The sequence below is a fragment of the Defluviicoccus vanus genome (assembly GCF_014672695.1).
Classification (GTDB): domain Bacteria; phylum Pseudomonadota; class Alphaproteobacteria; order Rhodospirillales; family Defluviicoccaceae; genus Defluviicoccus; species Defluviicoccus vanus.
The window spans coordinates 1,940,438-1,954,693 of record NZ_CP053923.1 but is presented as its reverse complement, the minus strand read 5'-3'; the positions used below and the strand labels follow the sequence as shown (position 1 = coordinate 1,954,693).

Below are 14,256 nucleotides of genomic sequence, written 5' to 3'. Positions count from 1 at the left end.
GTTTGAGACGTTAGCGGATCAGCCTGTGTGCGGCGGGTTAGTCTTGGCGTATTCGCTATGTGCTGAACGTCAAGCGAGTCTCCTGTTAATGCTCAGGCTCCGGCGTTGGCAGGCGTCGGAACAACCTGAAGGCTATTCCGACTTAATCTCGTCGATCAGCGCAGGATCGTGGACCGCCGCAAGCGGCAACATGGATCGGCGCACCTGGGAGCCATCACCACCGCCGCCGACCGTCCCGCGGGCGGGGGAGGCGGATGCGCCGTTACCGGCTCGCTTGCCTCGCGTGGGGTGGGCGGGGTAGAACCCTCGGCTGTTTGCTGCCAACCCGCCTCGCTCTCCCTCGTGCAGCCGGATTCTGACCGACATGGCCTCCTACCAGTACATCTACGCGATGAAAGGGCTCACCAAGACGTTTCCTGGGGCGCCGCGCGAGGTGTTCAAGGAGATTACGCTCTCCTTCCTGCCGGGGTCANAAATCGGCGTCCTCGGCATCAACGGCGCCGGCAAGTCGACGCTGTTGAAGATCATGGCCGGGCTCGATCACGACTTTGCCGGCGACGCCAAGCCGGCCGATGGGGTCAAGGTGGGCTACCTGCCACAGGAGCCGCAGCTCGACCCGGCGCTGAGCGTCGGCGAGAACGTCGCTGCCGGGCTGGGTGCGGCCAAGGCGCACCTCGATCGCTTCAACGAAATCAGCATGCAACTGGCCGAGCCGCTGGAAGACGACGAGATGATGCGGCTGATCGAGGAACAGGGCGAGCTGCAGGAGCAGATCGATGCCGTCGGCGGCTGGGAGCTGGACCGGACAATTGAGATCGCCATGGATGCGCTGCGCTGCCCGCCGGCCGATGCCGAGGTAGCGACGCTGTCCGGTGGCGAGAAGCGGCGCGTCGCCCTGTGCCGGCTGCTGCTCGAACACCCGGACCTGCTGCTGCTGGACGAGCCCACTAACCATCTCGACGCCGAGTCTGTCGCCTGGCTGGAGCGGTTCCTCAAGGACTACACCGGCACTGTCATCCTGGTCACCCACGACCGCTATTTCCTCGACAACGTCACCGGCTGGATCCTCGAACTCGACCGCGGCCGCGGCATCCCCTACGAGGGCAACTACTCCGCCTGGCTGCAACAGAAGCAAAAGCGCCTCGAGGTGGAGGAGAAGCAGGAGGCGGCGAAGCAACGAACCCTCGCCCGCGAACTGGAATGGATCCGCGAGAGCCCGCGCGCCCGCCAAGCGAAGGCCAAGGCGCGANTCACCGCCTATGAAGACCTGCTTGCCGAAGCCGGCCAGGAGCAGATCACCCAGGCGCAGATCATCATTCCCGCCGGCCCCCGCCTTGGCGGCCTGGTCATCGAGGCGCAGAAACTGCGCAAGGGCTACGGCGATCGCCTGCTTATCGACGAGTTGAGCTTCCGGCTACCGCCGGGCGGCATCGTCGGTGTCATCGGACCCAACGGCGCCGGCAAGACGACGCTGTTCCGGATGATCACCGGCCAAGAGCCGCCGGACGGTGGTACCTTCCGCGTCGGTGAGACGGTGGTGCTGGGTTACGTCGACCAGTCGCGCGACGCCCTGACCGCGAAGAATAACGTCTGGCAGGAGATCTCCGGCGGCAACGACGAGATCGAACTCGGCAAGCGCAAGATGCAGAGCCGCGCCTATGTCGCCCAGTTCAACTTCCGCGGTGCCGACCAGCAGAAGAAGGTGGGGGACCTCTCGGGCGGTGAACGCAACCGGGTGCATCTGGCGAAGATGCTGAAGTCGGGCGCCAACGTCCTGCTGCTTGACGAGCCGACCAATGATCTCGATCTGGAGACGCTCAGGGCGCTGGAGGATGCGCTGGAGCGCTTCGCCGGCTGCGCCGTCGTCATCAGCCACGATCGCTGGTTCCTCGACCGCATCGCCACCCACATCCTTGCCTTCGAGGGCGACAGTGACGTCGTCTGGTTCGAGGGCAACTACCAGGACTATGAGGTGGATCGGCACCGCCGCCTCGGCACCGAGGCCGACCAGCCGCACCGGATCAAGTACAAGCCGCTCCGGCGTAGCTGAGCGGTTGGCGCCGCGTCAGGCGATGATGCCCGGCTCGAAGACGTCCTACTCGATGACGCCCTCTGGTGCATCCTTCAGCGCGTCATCATTGGCCGGTGGCACGCCGTTGTAGATTTCGCCGCGACGATACTGCCGATAGAGGCTACGCAGCGCGGCATAGAAGTCGAGGGAGTTCTTCTCCAGGTCGGCAAGCGCGTCGTAATTGCGCGCCCTGGCGTCAACCGCGGTCAAGCTTAAGCGGATAAAAGAGATCGTCTGCATCGTCTGCGGCGCATCGAAGACGTAGGTGCCGACGATACCGAGGGGATCGATGAACATGCTGTCGACGAGCAGGCCGGTGGCATCGCGCGGGTTGGACGGGCCGATCAGCGGCAGCATCAGGAACGGGCCCTCGCCGACTCCCCAGACACCCAGGGTCTGGCCGAAGTCTTCGTCACGGTACGGCATCCCCCAGTATGCGGCCACATCGCCGAAACCGCCGACGCCGAGAGTGGTGTTGATGACGAAGCGGCCGGCCGTGTTTGCCGCCTCGCTGCCCTCGCCCTGCAACAGGTTGTTCACCAGGATCACCGGTGCACGCAGGTTATTGAGGACATTGTGAATGCCGGTCTGCACCGGTGGCGGCAGCAAAAGCTTGTAGAACTCGGCGAAGGGCTTGAGAAATAACCCGTCGAGGACCTGATTAAAGGCAAAGATACCGCGGTTCAACGGCTCCAGCGGATCATTGTCCGCCTTGAATTCGGCATAGGCTTCCGGGTCGGACTTCGGCGGCGGGGTGGCGCAGCCGGCAAGAAGCGTCGCCGCCACTAGCCCCAGCAGGGCGCTCTGCAGCGCCAGGGAGCGAACCGAGCGAAAGGCATATGCCTGGATGTTCATCATGAAGACCGATGTCTCTCTTGTAGTTACGCGGTGCTGGGGAAGACCAGCCTTGAGCTCGATCCAGTGGCCCGATCCGGCACCTTGAGCCGTTCCACCCCACGGCAATCGATCTTCGCGGTACCACAGTCGTCGCAAAAAAACCAGTGTGTCGCAGGGGCTTCTTCGGGTACGGTCCGCCGCCAGAGAATGCTTGGTGCGGTGGCGCGCGATTGCGGGCTGCTTCCAGCTCATTGGCTTGACCGACGGCTAACCCCAGCGCCTGCGGTACGCGTTGCTTCGCGCCAGCGCGGCGGTCCGGTGGCTTCGGGGGCATCGATAGTCTGTAGGAGGATCGTCCGTGTCGGCGCATACCCACGCGCTGAGATCGTTTCGCAACCTGCCGGTGGCCTCGCCGCTGCCGCGGGATGTGCATGTCTCGTTTGAATTCTTTCCGCCGCGGACACCACAGATGGAGCAGAGCCTGTGGGCCTGCATCAAGCGGCTGGCGACGCTGCATCCGGCGTATGTCTCGGTCACCTATGGTGCCGGGGGGACGACGCGCGAGCGGACGCATGCTACCGTTGTCCGGTTGCGGCAAGAAACCGCGCTGGAACCGGCGGCGCATCTGACCTGCGTCGGCGCCAGTCGCCCAGATCGACGAGGTGGCGCGCCACTACTGGCAGTCGGGCATTCGCCATATCGTCGCCCTGCGCGGCGATCCCCCGTCGAGGGGAGCGATCGCTATACCCCTCACCCCGACGGCTACCCCTACGCCGTCGATCTGGTGGCCGGGCTGAAGCGGATCGCCGACTTCGACATTTCGGTTGCCGCCTACCCGGAGACACACCCGGAGGCGCTGAGCGCCGCGGCCGACCTCGACAATCTGAAGCGCAAGATTGACGCCGGCGCCAGTCGCGCCATCACCCAGTTCTTTTTCGACGTCAGCGTCTATTTTCGCTTTGTCGAGCGGGCGGAAAAGGCCGGCATTACCGTGCCGATCATCCCAGGCGTGCTGCCGGTGACCAATTTCGCCCAGGTGGTCCGCTTCGCCGGCCCCTGTGGCGCCAGTATTCCCGCGTGGATGCCGGATCTGTTTGCTGGTCTCGACGATGATCCGGATACCAGGCGGCTGGTGGCGGCGGCGATGGCGGTGGAACAGTGCCGGGCGCTGCATGCCGGCGGCGTCACTCGCTTTCACTTTTATACCCTCAACCGTGCCGATCTGACCTTCGCCATCTGCCACGTGCTCGGCGTGCGCCCGTGCGAACCGACAGCGCTGGCAGCAGCAACAGGATCGCCAGCATGAGCACCTTGAGCCGCGAAGATCGCCTCGCCCAGCTGCAGACGGCGCTTCGGCAGCGCATTCTCATCCTCGACGGCGCCATGGGGACGATGATCCAGCGGCATCGGCCGAACGAGGCCGTCTATCGCGGCGAGCGCTTCCGCGACTGGCCAAGCGACCTGCAGGGCAACAACGATCTGCTGACGCTAACGCAGCCGGCGATGATCCTTGGCATTCACAAGGAATACCTCGCTGCCGGCGCCGACATCATCGAGAGCAACACCTTCAGTTCCACCCGCATCGCCATGGCCGATTACGGCATGGAGGCGCTGGCGCGGGAGCTGAACGTGGAGGGCGCACGGCTGGCGCGGCGTGCCGCCGATGAGGTCACCGCCGCTGATCCTTCACGGCCGCGCTTCGTTGCCGGATCGGTCGGTCCCACCAACCGGACGGCATCGATCTCGCCCCGGGTGGACGACCCCGGCTTCCGCAACATCGACTTCGATGCGCTGGTGGCCGCCTATAGCGAGGCCGTCGACGGGCTGATCGAGGGTGGCAGCGACCTGATCCTGATCGAAACCGTGTTCGACACCCTGAACGCCAAGGCGGCGCTGTTCGCGGCCGACACGGTGTTCGAGGCGCGCGGCATTGTGTTGCCGGTGATGATCTCCGGGACGATCACCGACCGCTCCGGCCGGACGCTCTCCGGGCAGACGGTGGAAGCATTCTGGAATTCTGTCCGCCACGCCGTGCCGCTATCGATCGGCCTCAACTGCGCGCTGGGTGCGGCGGAGATGCGGGCGCACATCGCCGATCTCGCCCGCATCGCCGACACCCGCGTCTGCGCCTATCCCAACGCCGGGCTGCCGNATGCGTTTGGTGAATACGACGAGACACCGGCGATGACCGCCGCCCATTTGCAGTCCTGGGCCCGCGACGGCCTGGTGAACATCGTCGGTGGCTGCTGCGGGACGACGCCGGAGCACATCCGCGCCATCGCCGATGCCGTCGCCGGCGTGGCGCCGCGCGCCATTCCCACCCTGCCGCGGGCACTGCGCCTCGCCGGCCTCGAACCCTTTGCCATCGTCNCAGCCGTGATCGGAAGCTTCGTCAATATCGGTGAGCGGACCAACGTCACCGGGTCCGCCAAATTCCGCAAAATGATCCTCGCCGGCGACTTCGCCGCGGCGCTCGACATCGCCCGCGATCAGGTCGCCAACGGCGCCCAGGTCATCGACGTCAACATGGACGAGGCGATGCTGGATGCCGAGGCAGCGATGGTCCGCTTCCTCAACCTGATTGCCGCGGAGCCGGACATTGCCCGCGTTCCGGTGATGGTCGACTCGTCCAAGTGGACGGTGATCGAAGCCGGGCTGAAATGCCTGCAAGGCAAGGGGATCGTCAACTCCATCAGTCTCAAGGAGGGAGAGGNNTCGTTTCTCGCCCTCGCCCGCACCATTCGTCGCTACGGAGCGGCCACCGTCGTCATGGCCTTCGATGAAGCGGGGCAGGCGGACACCGCCGAGCGCAAGGTCGCCATCTGCAGCCGCGCCTACAAACTGCTGGTCGAGCGCGTCCACTTCCCACCGGAAGACATCATCTTCGATCCCAACATCTTCGCCGTCGCCACCGGCATCGAGGAGCACAACGGTTACGCCGTCGACTATTTCGAAGCGACGCGGCGGATCAAGGCGGCACTGCCAGGGGCGCTGGTCTCGGGTGGTGTCTCCAATGTCTCCTTCGCCTTTCGCGGCAACGACCGGGTGCGCGAGGCGATGCACTCGGTCTTCCTCTACCATGCGATCGCTGCCGGCATGGACATGGGCATCGTCAATGCCGGGCAGATCGCGGTTTATGACGAGATCGAGCCGCTGCTGCGCCAGCGGGTCGAGGATGTCATCCTCAACCGCCGCCCGGACGCCACCGAACGCCTGCTCGAAATCGCCGCCGACTTCAAGGGCGGGCGCAAGGCGAAGGAGCAGGACCTTGCCTGGCGCGAGTTGCCGGTGGGCGAGCGGCTGACGCACGCGCTGGTCAACGGCATCACCGAACACATCGAGGCCGACACCGAAGAGGCGAGGCAAACCTTCGACCAGCCGCTTGCCGTCATCGAGGGGCCGCTGATGGCGGGGATGAACGTCGTCGGCGACCTGTTTGGCGCCGGCAAGATGTTCCTGCCGCAGGTGGTGAAGAGTGCCCGGGTGATGAAGCAGGCGGTGGCCTATCTGCTGCCGTTCATGGAAGCGGAGCGCGAGGGCAAGCCGCGCCGCGCCGCCGGTCGCATCCTCATGGCCACCGTCAAAGGGGACGTGCACGACATCGGCAAGAACATCGTTGGCGTCGTTCTCCAGTGCAACAATTACGAGGTGATCGATCTGGGGGTGATGGTGCCCTCGGCCCGCATCCTCGAAATGGCCGAGGCGGAGCATGCCGACATCATCGGCCTTTCCGGGCTGATCACGCCCTCGCTCGACGAGATGGTGTTCGTCGCCAAGGAGATGCAGCGGCTCGGGATGCGCCAGCCGTTGCTGATCGGCGGCGCCACCACCAGTCGGGTGCATACCGCGGTCAAGATCGTCCCCAACTACGAGGGCCCGGTGGTCCACGTCGTCGACGCGTCGCGCGCCGTTGGTGTCGTCAGCAGTCTGTTGTCCGGCAACGAGCGGGCGCTCTACGTGGCGCAGGTGAAGGACGACTACGCCCACATCCGCGAGGCGCATGCCCGCGGCCAAAAGCAGCGGACCTGGCTGTCGCTGGCCGATGCCAGGGCGAACCGGCTGCAGCTTGCCTTCGATGCCTACCAACCGCCGGCACCGGTGGCGCAGGGCCTCCACATCTTCGACGGCTACGACCTGGGCGAACTGGTGGAGNCGGACATAGACTGGGGGCCATTCTTCCAGACCTGGGAGCTGTCCGGCCGTTATCCCGACATTCTCGACGATCCCGTCGTCGGCGAGGCGGCGCGCAGTGTCTTTGCCGATGCGCAGGCGATGCTGGCCCGTATCGTTGGCGAAAAGTGGCTGCGGCCACGGGCGGTGATCGGTTTGTGGCCGGCTAACTCCATCGGCGACGACGACATCGAAGTGTTCGCCGATGCGACGCGGAGTGGGGTGCTGGCGGTGATTCACACCCTGCGCCAACAGATGGCCCGCGAGCGCATGGGCAAGGACGGCCGCGTCCGACCCAACCTGGCGCTGGCCGATTTCATCGCGCCAAAGGCAAGCGGCGTGGCGGACTGGATCGGCGGCTTCGCCGTCACCGCCGGTCACGGTCTCGACGACGTGGTCAAGGACTTCGAAGCCCGCCACGACGATTACGCCTCGATCATGGCCAAGGCGCTGGCCGACCGGCTGGCGGAAGCCTTCGCCGAGCGGTTGCACGAGCGGGTGCGCAAGGAGTATTGGGGCTACGCTGGCAACGAACGGCTCAGCAACGAAGACCTCATCGCCGAGGCCTACCGCGGCATCCGTCCGGCGCCGGGCTATCCCGCCTGTCCCGACCATACGGAGAAGAGGACGCTGTTCAACCTGCTCGCCGCCGAAGCCAACGCCGGCATTGAGCTCACCGAAAGCTTCGCCATGTGGCCGGGGGCATCCGTCTCCGGCTATTACTTCTCCCACCCCGAAGCCTGCTACTTCGGCCTCGGCCGCATCCACCGCGATCAGGTGGAAGACTACGCCCGGCGCAAAGGCATGCCACTCGCCGAAGTCGAACGCTGGCTGGCACCGAACCTGGGGTACGATCCGGCGACGGGGGAGGGATAGGCGGAACGTTTGCCGTCGTCTCGCGTGGGCACCGTCTTTCCGAATTGTTCAGGCTTGGCCCTGAACAGGTCTTGGCCGGGGCCGTGCGTCGATCCCAATTGCGACGGTCGCCTGCCGGTCGTCTGTCTAGGCCGGTTCCAAATCCGTCAGGGTTCAGGATCGGCTTCTAGCTGCGCAATGATGGGTTCGAGCTGGGTGATCAACACCGGCGCGAAGTCGCGTGCCGTCGCAAACACGATGTCGAGGCGGGTGCCGAGATAGTCGTGCGCCAAGCGGTTACGCATGCCGATGATTTGTTGCCATGCGATCTGAGGAAAACGCCTGCGGATGGGAGGCGGAACCCTCGCTGCCGCTTCGCCGACGACGTGCAGGGCGTACTTGACGGCATACTGCGTGCGCGTGTCGTCCATGAACGCTTCTGGAGTCACGCCAGTAACGAACTGCTGTGCCTGCCGGGCATAGCTGAGCATGTCATCAAGGTAGAGGAGCGGATCGCGGGTCACNACGATGATCGCTTCGGCCAGGATGCGCTTGGCGATTCTCGGCTTTAGCCCGTCCTTGATAGCGATCTCGACCGGCAACCCCAACCGCTCGCCCAGTTCGCCTTCGAGGCGGGCGAGGTCAATCAACGTCAACCCCGGCCCCAGGTCGACGACGAGGTCGAGGTCGCTCTCCGGTCGCTGCTCACCCCGAGCGTAAGAGCCGAACACACCGATCTGGCGGATCGGGTAGCGCGCTTTCAACTCCGTCACGGCCTCGCGAAGGTCCGCTAATATGGTCGCCAAGTCCTTCATTGCTTCGCTCCACGCGGCAGATGACTTAAGGCTACAGCCGTCCACAGATAGTTTACCCGCGCCTTGGCAATGTGTCCCGTCGCTTCGCTCCCTATCGCGACAACGATCCGATGTGCGGACCGCGACTGACCGCCTTTGTCGAACGCGCGGGGGCAGGGCACGTCTGCCTTTGCCCGGAACTGGATATCGCGAGCCAAGTTGACACGTCCGAACCGACCGAAGAGGGGTAGGTTTAAAGTGAAGCGTGACCTGCCGGATGCGTGGGAGCGCCCGCACTCGCATGCGGCGGATTGCGCTTCGCTTCGAATCCGCCCTACGCAGGCTACTTCGGCTTCGGCCGCATCCACCGCGACCAGGTGGAGGACTACGCGAGGCGCAAGGGCGTAAGCCGGCGCGAGATCGAGCGCTGGCTCGCCCCCAACCTCGGGTATGATCCGGAGGCGGGGGAGTAGCCGGGGATACGTATCATTCGCTGCCCCTTTATCAACGGGCTGTCAAAGCTGATGGGCAAGCACGGGAAAACACTGCAGCAGGTTTTGCTGGGAAGATCCGACGCCAATATTCCGTTTGCCGATTTGCGCAGTTTGCTGCTGGCGTTGGGCTTTGAGGAACGAGTTCGTGGAGATCACCACATATTCACCCGCTACGGGGTTGAGGAAATCCTGAACCTCCAGCCGATTGGCGCCAAGGCAAAACCCTATCAGGNNTTCGACAGGTACGTAACGCCATACAGCGATACAAATTGGAACTGTAGCATGGACCTCAGGTACGAAGTCATCATCTACTGGAGCGCCGAAGATCAGGCCTTTATCGCCGAAGCGCCTGAATTGCCGGGTTGCATGGCCGACGGCAAAACACATCAGGATGCCTTGCAGCAGCTTGAGACTGTTATGAGGGAGTGGATTGAAACCGCGCGAGACTTGGGCCGGACCATTCCCCAACCGCGCGGCCGATTGATGTTCGCTTGACGCGAATGTCGACATGGGAAAACGAGGGGGCCTCCTGATGGAGTTGGCTGCTCCTGACGATTTTTCGACCCGCTGGCGGCTGATCAAGACCTTCTTCGCCCGTGACTTGCCGAGGACGGAGCGTCGATCGGGTGTCCGCCAAGCCGACGGTGAACGCGCCATCTGGCAACGCCGCTCTGGGAGCATACCATCCGCGACGACGAGGACTATGCGACGCACATCGACTACGTCCACTTCAATCCGGTCAAGCACGGCCTTGTCGCGTCGCCGGCGGGCCGGCCATGCTCCACTTGACCTCCGCCAATCCAGCGTCAGCTATGATGCGCATTGAGACCGAAGTAGGGCAGGTCTAAAGCGTAGCGTGACCTGCCGGACGTGGGAGCGCCCGCACTCGCATGCGGCGGATTGCGCTTCGCTTCGAATCCGCCCTACGCGGGCTGGGAAGCGGTTATCCGCTCACGGTTCGGGCACCTGGCCGGCGAAGGCGACGGCGAAGACGGTGGTGACGATCGCCCGCCCGAGACATGGTGCCCGGCGTCTCGTCCTCAGTTCGGCGTCCATCTTCGGCCGCCAGCGGCAGCCACCGCCTCGGCCCGCCGCTGGGATCGCGTAATCGCCAAGGTTCGGCGAGGGTAGCGCCTGCCGGTCGGGACCCTCGCCCAGCGGAGCTCCCTGTCGCCCCGCTTCCTTGCCCCCGACCGGCGCCCCCGCCATAAACCGCCCCACAGCCGGAAACCGGGCCCCGCGGTGAGCGATCCGCCGCCGCCGCATAAAACACCCCGGGCACCCTTGACCCTGCCCCCAGCCTACGGCCCCCACCTGCCCCGATCGCCCGTGAGTTAGCCGACCATCCGCAGCCAAACCGTGTTGCGCCGTCGGTGTCGGCAATCCTGACGGCGCTTTGGTACGCGCCGCCGGGCGACGCCGGCGCCGCCCCGATCGTCGCCGGACAACCCCGCGGTAGACGTCAGAAGATCGCTTATGGAAACGGCGAGGGCGCTACCCTCGCAACTCGCGAACCTTCGCCTCGGCAGGAGCAATCACCCGCTCGCCGAGGTCCGTGATCAGGTGTTCTGGGGCGTCGTAGCGATAGGTCTCCAGCAAGCACTTAAACTGCCGAAAGAAATCGAACATGCCTGGCTCCCCCTGCGCGGCAATGAGGAGGGGCTGAACCGGCACCGAAGGATTTTTCGGTACTATCTCCTGCAGCTCTTGAAGGATGCTCTTAGCGTCCGTGATATCTGCGATAACGAACCGCGCCATGTGTGCAAGGGTCGAGATCGTCTCCAGACTTGTCCGGGCACGCGGCTTATCAAAATCAAAAAGCACCGGCAGGTAGTCGCGCTGGCGCAACTCATCCCGCAAGGCATCGAGCACCGCTTTCCGCTCAGGCGTGAAGTTACCGAGGATCAGCACGACTTTCGAGGTGATCGTGTCGATGACGTTGCGGATCTTCTCGTTGTGGAGAAGCAGGTGAATGAATTGCGCGACTTCCAGGTTGTCGACGGTGATCGCGGGCTCACCGAAACGGGTAATCACGAGATCGCGTTGTTTGGCCCCCTCCAGCTTCAGGTCCCATGTGGAAGCTCCGTAAACAAAACAGCCTGTGAGATCGGTATTCGTCAGGTCCGTCTGGATAAGGTTCGCCCCGATGAGATTCGCCCCACGGAGGTTTGCCCCGCTGAGGTTTGCCTTGCCGAGGCTCGCCCCGGGGAGTTGCGCCCCGCTGAGGTTTGCCCCAGAGAGGTTCGCTTCGATGAGGCTCGCCCCGCGGAGGTCCGCCAAGCCGAGGTCCGCCCCGCCGAGGTCCGCCCCGATGAGGTTTATCCACCAGCGGCCGGGGTTTTGCTCCCGCCAGACGTTCCAGACGATGACTCCCTGGCGGAGTCGGGCGAGATCCTCGTCGTGTGCCATATATCCGGCTCCTGCCGCCTGCGAGCACGATAGCGCGATTGCACTGCCAGAGTCCCGCGCGGTCGGAAGCGGCATCCCAACTCCGTGCCGCCGGCAAGCCTCGCCCGGTCCGGCGGCGCCGCGGCCTTCCCCGGCTTCCCCGCCGTTTGCCGCGATCCGGCAAAACCTTCCCTGTAGCTTCCCCCAAATGCCGATCGTCGTCGCCGTGCGTTAGCCAAAGCTTTGAAACACTTCGCATTGTTGCGCTGATTGCAGCGCAGGTACGGGGATGCCCTGGACTGAAATCACTCGGCCAAAGTATCGGCGGGGCGGGCGGATCTGTTTTCCCGGCGGGGCGATGAAGGTGCTGTCGATGAGCTATGACGACGGCAGCGAGCATGATCGGCGGCTGGTCGGGCTTTTCGATGCCTATGGGCTGCGGGGGACGTTTCATCTCATCTCCTCGACGCTCGGCCAGGACTACCGCGTCGGGCGCGACGAGGTGGCGCGGCTCTATCGGCGTCACGAGGTCGCCTGTCATGGGGCGACGCACGCCAACCTGGGTTCAACTGCCGAACCCGCGCCGCTGCGAGATCCTCGCGGCATTCGAAAAGCCGCTGCCCGCCCTTCTCTCCGCCCTCGATCGCGGCAAACCCCATGGCGTCGCCCTGGTCGCCCGCGCCCGCAAACTCCTCATCTTCGCCAACACCCTCGTCGCCTGCGGAACCCCTTGGACCGTACGGCCAACGGCGGCTTAATGGTTGCTACCGCCCTGTGGGGACTTATTGCGCCGCATCCTACCGGGGGCAGCTACGCTCGCTAGAAGAAGAACAAGGTCACGCGGCCGTTGATGATGTAATTGTAGGTCGCCCCCGCGGGATCGCCGATTTTGGTCGCGCCGCCGAAGGCGAACTCGAGGTTCTCGAGCGCGCGATAGATGAGGAGCATGTCGAGTGGCGCGAACCACCGTTCGGTGTTCCGGTTATAGGTGATCGGATTCTCGCCATAGAATGCGAATGACCATCCTTCGGCGAGGCGGAAGGTGGTCGCCGGGATCATCTGCACGGTATCGGTCAGCTGGGTGTCCGGCTCGTCGCCGTTGAATCCGCGTATCCACCGGAAATAGGGACTGAAGATTACACCGCGCAGGACATCCGGCATGCGGTAAGTAAAGCCGGCGCCGGGCGCGATCTGGTATTGGTTGTCGACACCGAACGGCGGGCCATCGGGCGATTTCAGGATGAACCGCAGGCTGGTGCGGAGCGTGAGGTTCGGCAGAACCGGCGCGGTGTCCAAGATCGGCTCGAAGAAGATATTGCCGACGCCAACCGAGTAGCCGCCGTCCCGGTTGGCCGGTCCCTTGTTGTTGGTGTAGAGGATCGGTACGTCGGCGCGCAGGGTGGCGATCCATTCGTTGCCGAAAACCCACGGCACGAACAGCCGCGCTCGGTACTGCCACTGGTCGGTGCCGTTGACGTTCTCCTGAAAATATCCCCAGTTGTCGAGCCGGATTCTGCCGAAGTTACCCCGGGCGCTCGGCTGGTTCTTCTGTTGCAGCGTTTCGAATTCTTCCTGGGGCGTTTCGTAGAGCAGGTCCTCGGCGGCGAAGGCCGCGCTGGCGGCGAGCAGCATCAAGCCAGATAAGGAGATGCGTTGCAGTGAAAGCATATTTTTTCAATTCTGCATACCACGACGTTATTTCAGGTACGCATAAGGGCACGGTGTCGCAGCGACACGGCAGGTCGATATAGCCCCTGCGGAGCGGATTCCAATGAATGACTTGCCGTCGCTGCTAAGATTGGGCTTGGTCCTGCAAGGCGAATTTTGATCCCATTCGCGACGCAGAGGACAGCGCGGCGCACAAGGTCGACGCCCACTTCAATCCGATCGCGTACCGACATGTCGTTTCGCCGGCGGACTGAGCGTACGCCGCGTTCCGTTCATGCGTCTCACGCCGGCCGGTTATGAATGTGGGTGGGTTGGAGACGCGGCGAAGGATGTTCAGGCCGGCGAACGCGGCGGCTGAAGACATGCGTCGGAATACGCCAGATGGCTATTCCGACCTTGTAATAGCGCCATCCGCTATGGTGGTGGAGTTCCGAAGGGAGCGCCCAGCCTCGCTCAGTGGACGAGCGATCGCACTTTGTCAGCCATCTTGTCCACGGCGTCAACGGCAAGATCGGCCTCGGCGCGGTCAATGTGCGGTTTGAGCTTCGTCACGGCCTGTCCCCGCTCTGCCACCGACATGGATGGGCTTTCCTTTGTCACCCAGGAGGCAGTCGCCAACCGTTCGAGCTCGGTCACGCCTTTCGCGCCGAGCCAGTCGGCCACGAAGGCGATCCGTGGCTCGTATTCTCTCACAGTCTTCTCGAACAATCCCTGCACGTAGCTGGCCCGTTCGGTGACGCCAACCTTGGGACCATACGGNGGGTGCTGCGGCTCAAGCTTGATGATCTCGTCCCCGCGCAGAGCTGTCAGCTCATCACGCAGATCAAATGAAAACGGGCCGTGCCGGTAGAGGACGTAGTCCCAATCCGTCGGGACATGGAGCATGTCCTGAAGGAAAAGCATGGCTTTTTGTATGTGCGTCTCCCCACACCAACTGCCGCGTTGGCGGAGCATTTCGATCAAGCGGGTGATAATCGCT

Annotated in this window: 11 protein-coding genes and 1 pseudogene; 7 read left to right on the top strand and 5 right to left on the bottom strand. The window is 64.1% G+C overall.

Going from position 1 to position 14,256, the window contains the following annotated elements; genetic code table 11:
- Window positions 1-364 precede the first annotated feature (364 nt).
- Window positions 365-2,050: an energy-dependent translational throttle protein EttA gene (gene ettA, locus HQ394_RS08895; protein ID WP_190262939.1), complete on the top strand. Its 1,686-nt coding sequence runs from the start codon at window positions 365-367 to the stop codon at window positions 2,048-2,050.
- Between the two features lie 45 nt (window positions 2,051-2,095).
- Here ettA and HQ394_RS08890 read toward each other — a convergent pair whose 3' ends face one another.
- Complete coding sequence (locus HQ394_RS08890; protein WP_190262938.1) at window positions 2,096-2,929, bottom strand: MlaA family lipoprotein; 834 nt, start codon at window positions 2,927-2,929, stop codon at window positions 2,096-2,098.
- Window positions 2,930-3,266: 337 nt separating this feature from the next.
- On the opposite strand from HQ394_RS08890, the gene HQ394_RS08885 reads away from it, so the two are divergent.
- Both HQ394_RS08885 and metH read left to right on the top strand, forming a co-directional pair.
- Entirely contained in the window at window positions 3,267-4,214 is a 948-nt protein-coding gene (locus HQ394_RS08885; RefSeq protein ID WP_263053779.1) for a methylenetetrahydrofolate reductase, read from the top strand.
- A complete protein-coding gene (gene metH, locus HQ394_RS08880) occupies window positions 4,211-7,954 on the top strand; it encodes a methionine synthase (RefSeq protein WP_190262937.1) in 3,744 nt (1,247 codons plus the stop codon). The genes HQ394_RS08885 and metH overlap by 4 nt, the downstream gene beginning before the upstream one ends.
- Before the next feature lie 146 nt (window positions 7,955-8,100).
- On the opposite strand, the gene HQ394_RS08875 is transcribed toward metH, so the two are convergent.
- Complete coding sequence (locus HQ394_RS08875) at window positions 8,101-8,748, bottom strand: HepT-like ribonuclease domain-containing protein (RefSeq protein ID WP_190262936.1); 648 nt, start codon at window positions 8,746-8,748, stop codon at window positions 8,101-8,103.
- 260 nt (window positions 8,749-9,008) lie between these two features.
- On the opposite strand from HQ394_RS08875, the gene HQ394_RS08870 reads away from it, so the two are divergent.
- Together HQ394_RS08870 and HQ394_RS19790 are read left to right on the top strand one after the other, a co-directional pair.
- The gene (locus tag HQ394_RS08870; RefSeq protein ID WP_190262935.1) at window positions 9,009-9,200 is read left to right on the top strand and encodes a vitamin B12 dependent-methionine synthase activation domain-containing protein; all 192 of its coding nucleotides are present in this window, start codon (window positions 9,009-9,011) and stop codon (window positions 9,198-9,200) included.
- 51 nt (window positions 9,201-9,251) lie between these two features.
- Complete coding sequence (locus HQ394_RS19790) at window positions 9,252-9,716, top strand: type II toxin-antitoxin system HicB family antitoxin (RefSeq protein ID WP_223291975.1); 465 nt, start codon at window positions 9,252-9,254, stop codon at window positions 9,714-9,716.
- 456 nt (window positions 9,717-10,172) lie between these two features.
- Here the strand turns inward: HQ394_RS19790 and HQ394_RS08860 are convergent, their stop codons facing one another.
- Window positions 10,173-10,430: a hypothetical protein gene (locus HQ394_RS08860; protein ID WP_190262934.1), complete on the bottom strand. Its 258-nt coding sequence runs from the start codon at window positions 10,428-10,430 to the stop codon at window positions 10,173-10,175.
- A 285-nt stretch (window positions 10,431-10,715) separates the two neighbouring features.
- Window positions 10,716-11,630, bottom strand: coding sequence for a pentapeptide repeat-containing protein (locus HQ394_RS08855; RefSeq protein WP_223291974.1), 915 nt, complete (start codon window positions 11,628-11,630; stop codon window positions 10,716-10,718).
- A 268-nt stretch (window positions 11,631-11,898) separates the two neighbouring features.
- Between HQ394_RS08855 and HQ394_RS21135 the strand changes: the two are divergent.
- Both HQ394_RS21135 and HQ394_RS19780 read left to right on the top strand, forming a co-directional pair.
- Window positions 11,899-12,129, top strand: a pseudogene (locus HQ394_RS21135) (hypothetical protein); the annotation flags it as partial.
- A gap of 19 nt (window positions 12,130-12,148) precedes the next feature.
- A complete protein-coding gene (locus tag HQ394_RS19780; RefSeq protein WP_223292155.1) occupies window positions 12,149-12,367 on the top strand; it encodes a hypothetical protein in 219 nt (72 codons plus the stop codon).
- 61 nt (window positions 12,368-12,428) lie between these two features.
- Here HQ394_RS19780 and HQ394_RS08845 read toward each other — a convergent pair whose 3' ends face one another.
- Window positions 12,429-13,277 (bottom strand): hypothetical protein, encoded by an 849-nt coding sequence (locus tag HQ394_RS08845; RefSeq protein ID WP_223291973.1) that lies wholly within the window; start codon window positions 13,275-13,277, stop codon window positions 12,429-12,431.
- Window positions 13,278-14,256 lie beyond the last annotated feature (979 nt).

Coding starts and splice junctions, on each gene's coding strand:
- HQ394_RS08855 (WP_223291974.1), bottom strand. CDS start 11,630: ATGGCACACGACGAGGATCTCGCCCGACTCCGCCAGGGAGTCATCGTC.
- HQ394_RS19780 (WP_223292155.1), top strand. CDS start 12,149: ATGGGGCGACGCACGCCAACCTGGGTTCAACTGCCGAACCCGCGCCGC.
- HQ394_RS08845 (WP_223291973.1), bottom strand. CDS start 13,277: ATGCTTTCACTGCAACGCATCTCCTTATCTGGCTTGATGCTGCTCGCC.
- HQ394_RS08890 (WP_190262938.1), bottom strand. CDS start 2,929: ATGATGAACATCCAGGCATATGCCTTTCGCTCGGTTCGCTCCCTGGCG.
- HQ394_RS08860 (WP_190262934.1), bottom strand. CDS start 10,430: ATGGCGGGGGCGCCGGTCGGGGGCAAGGAAGCGGGGCGACAGGGAGCT.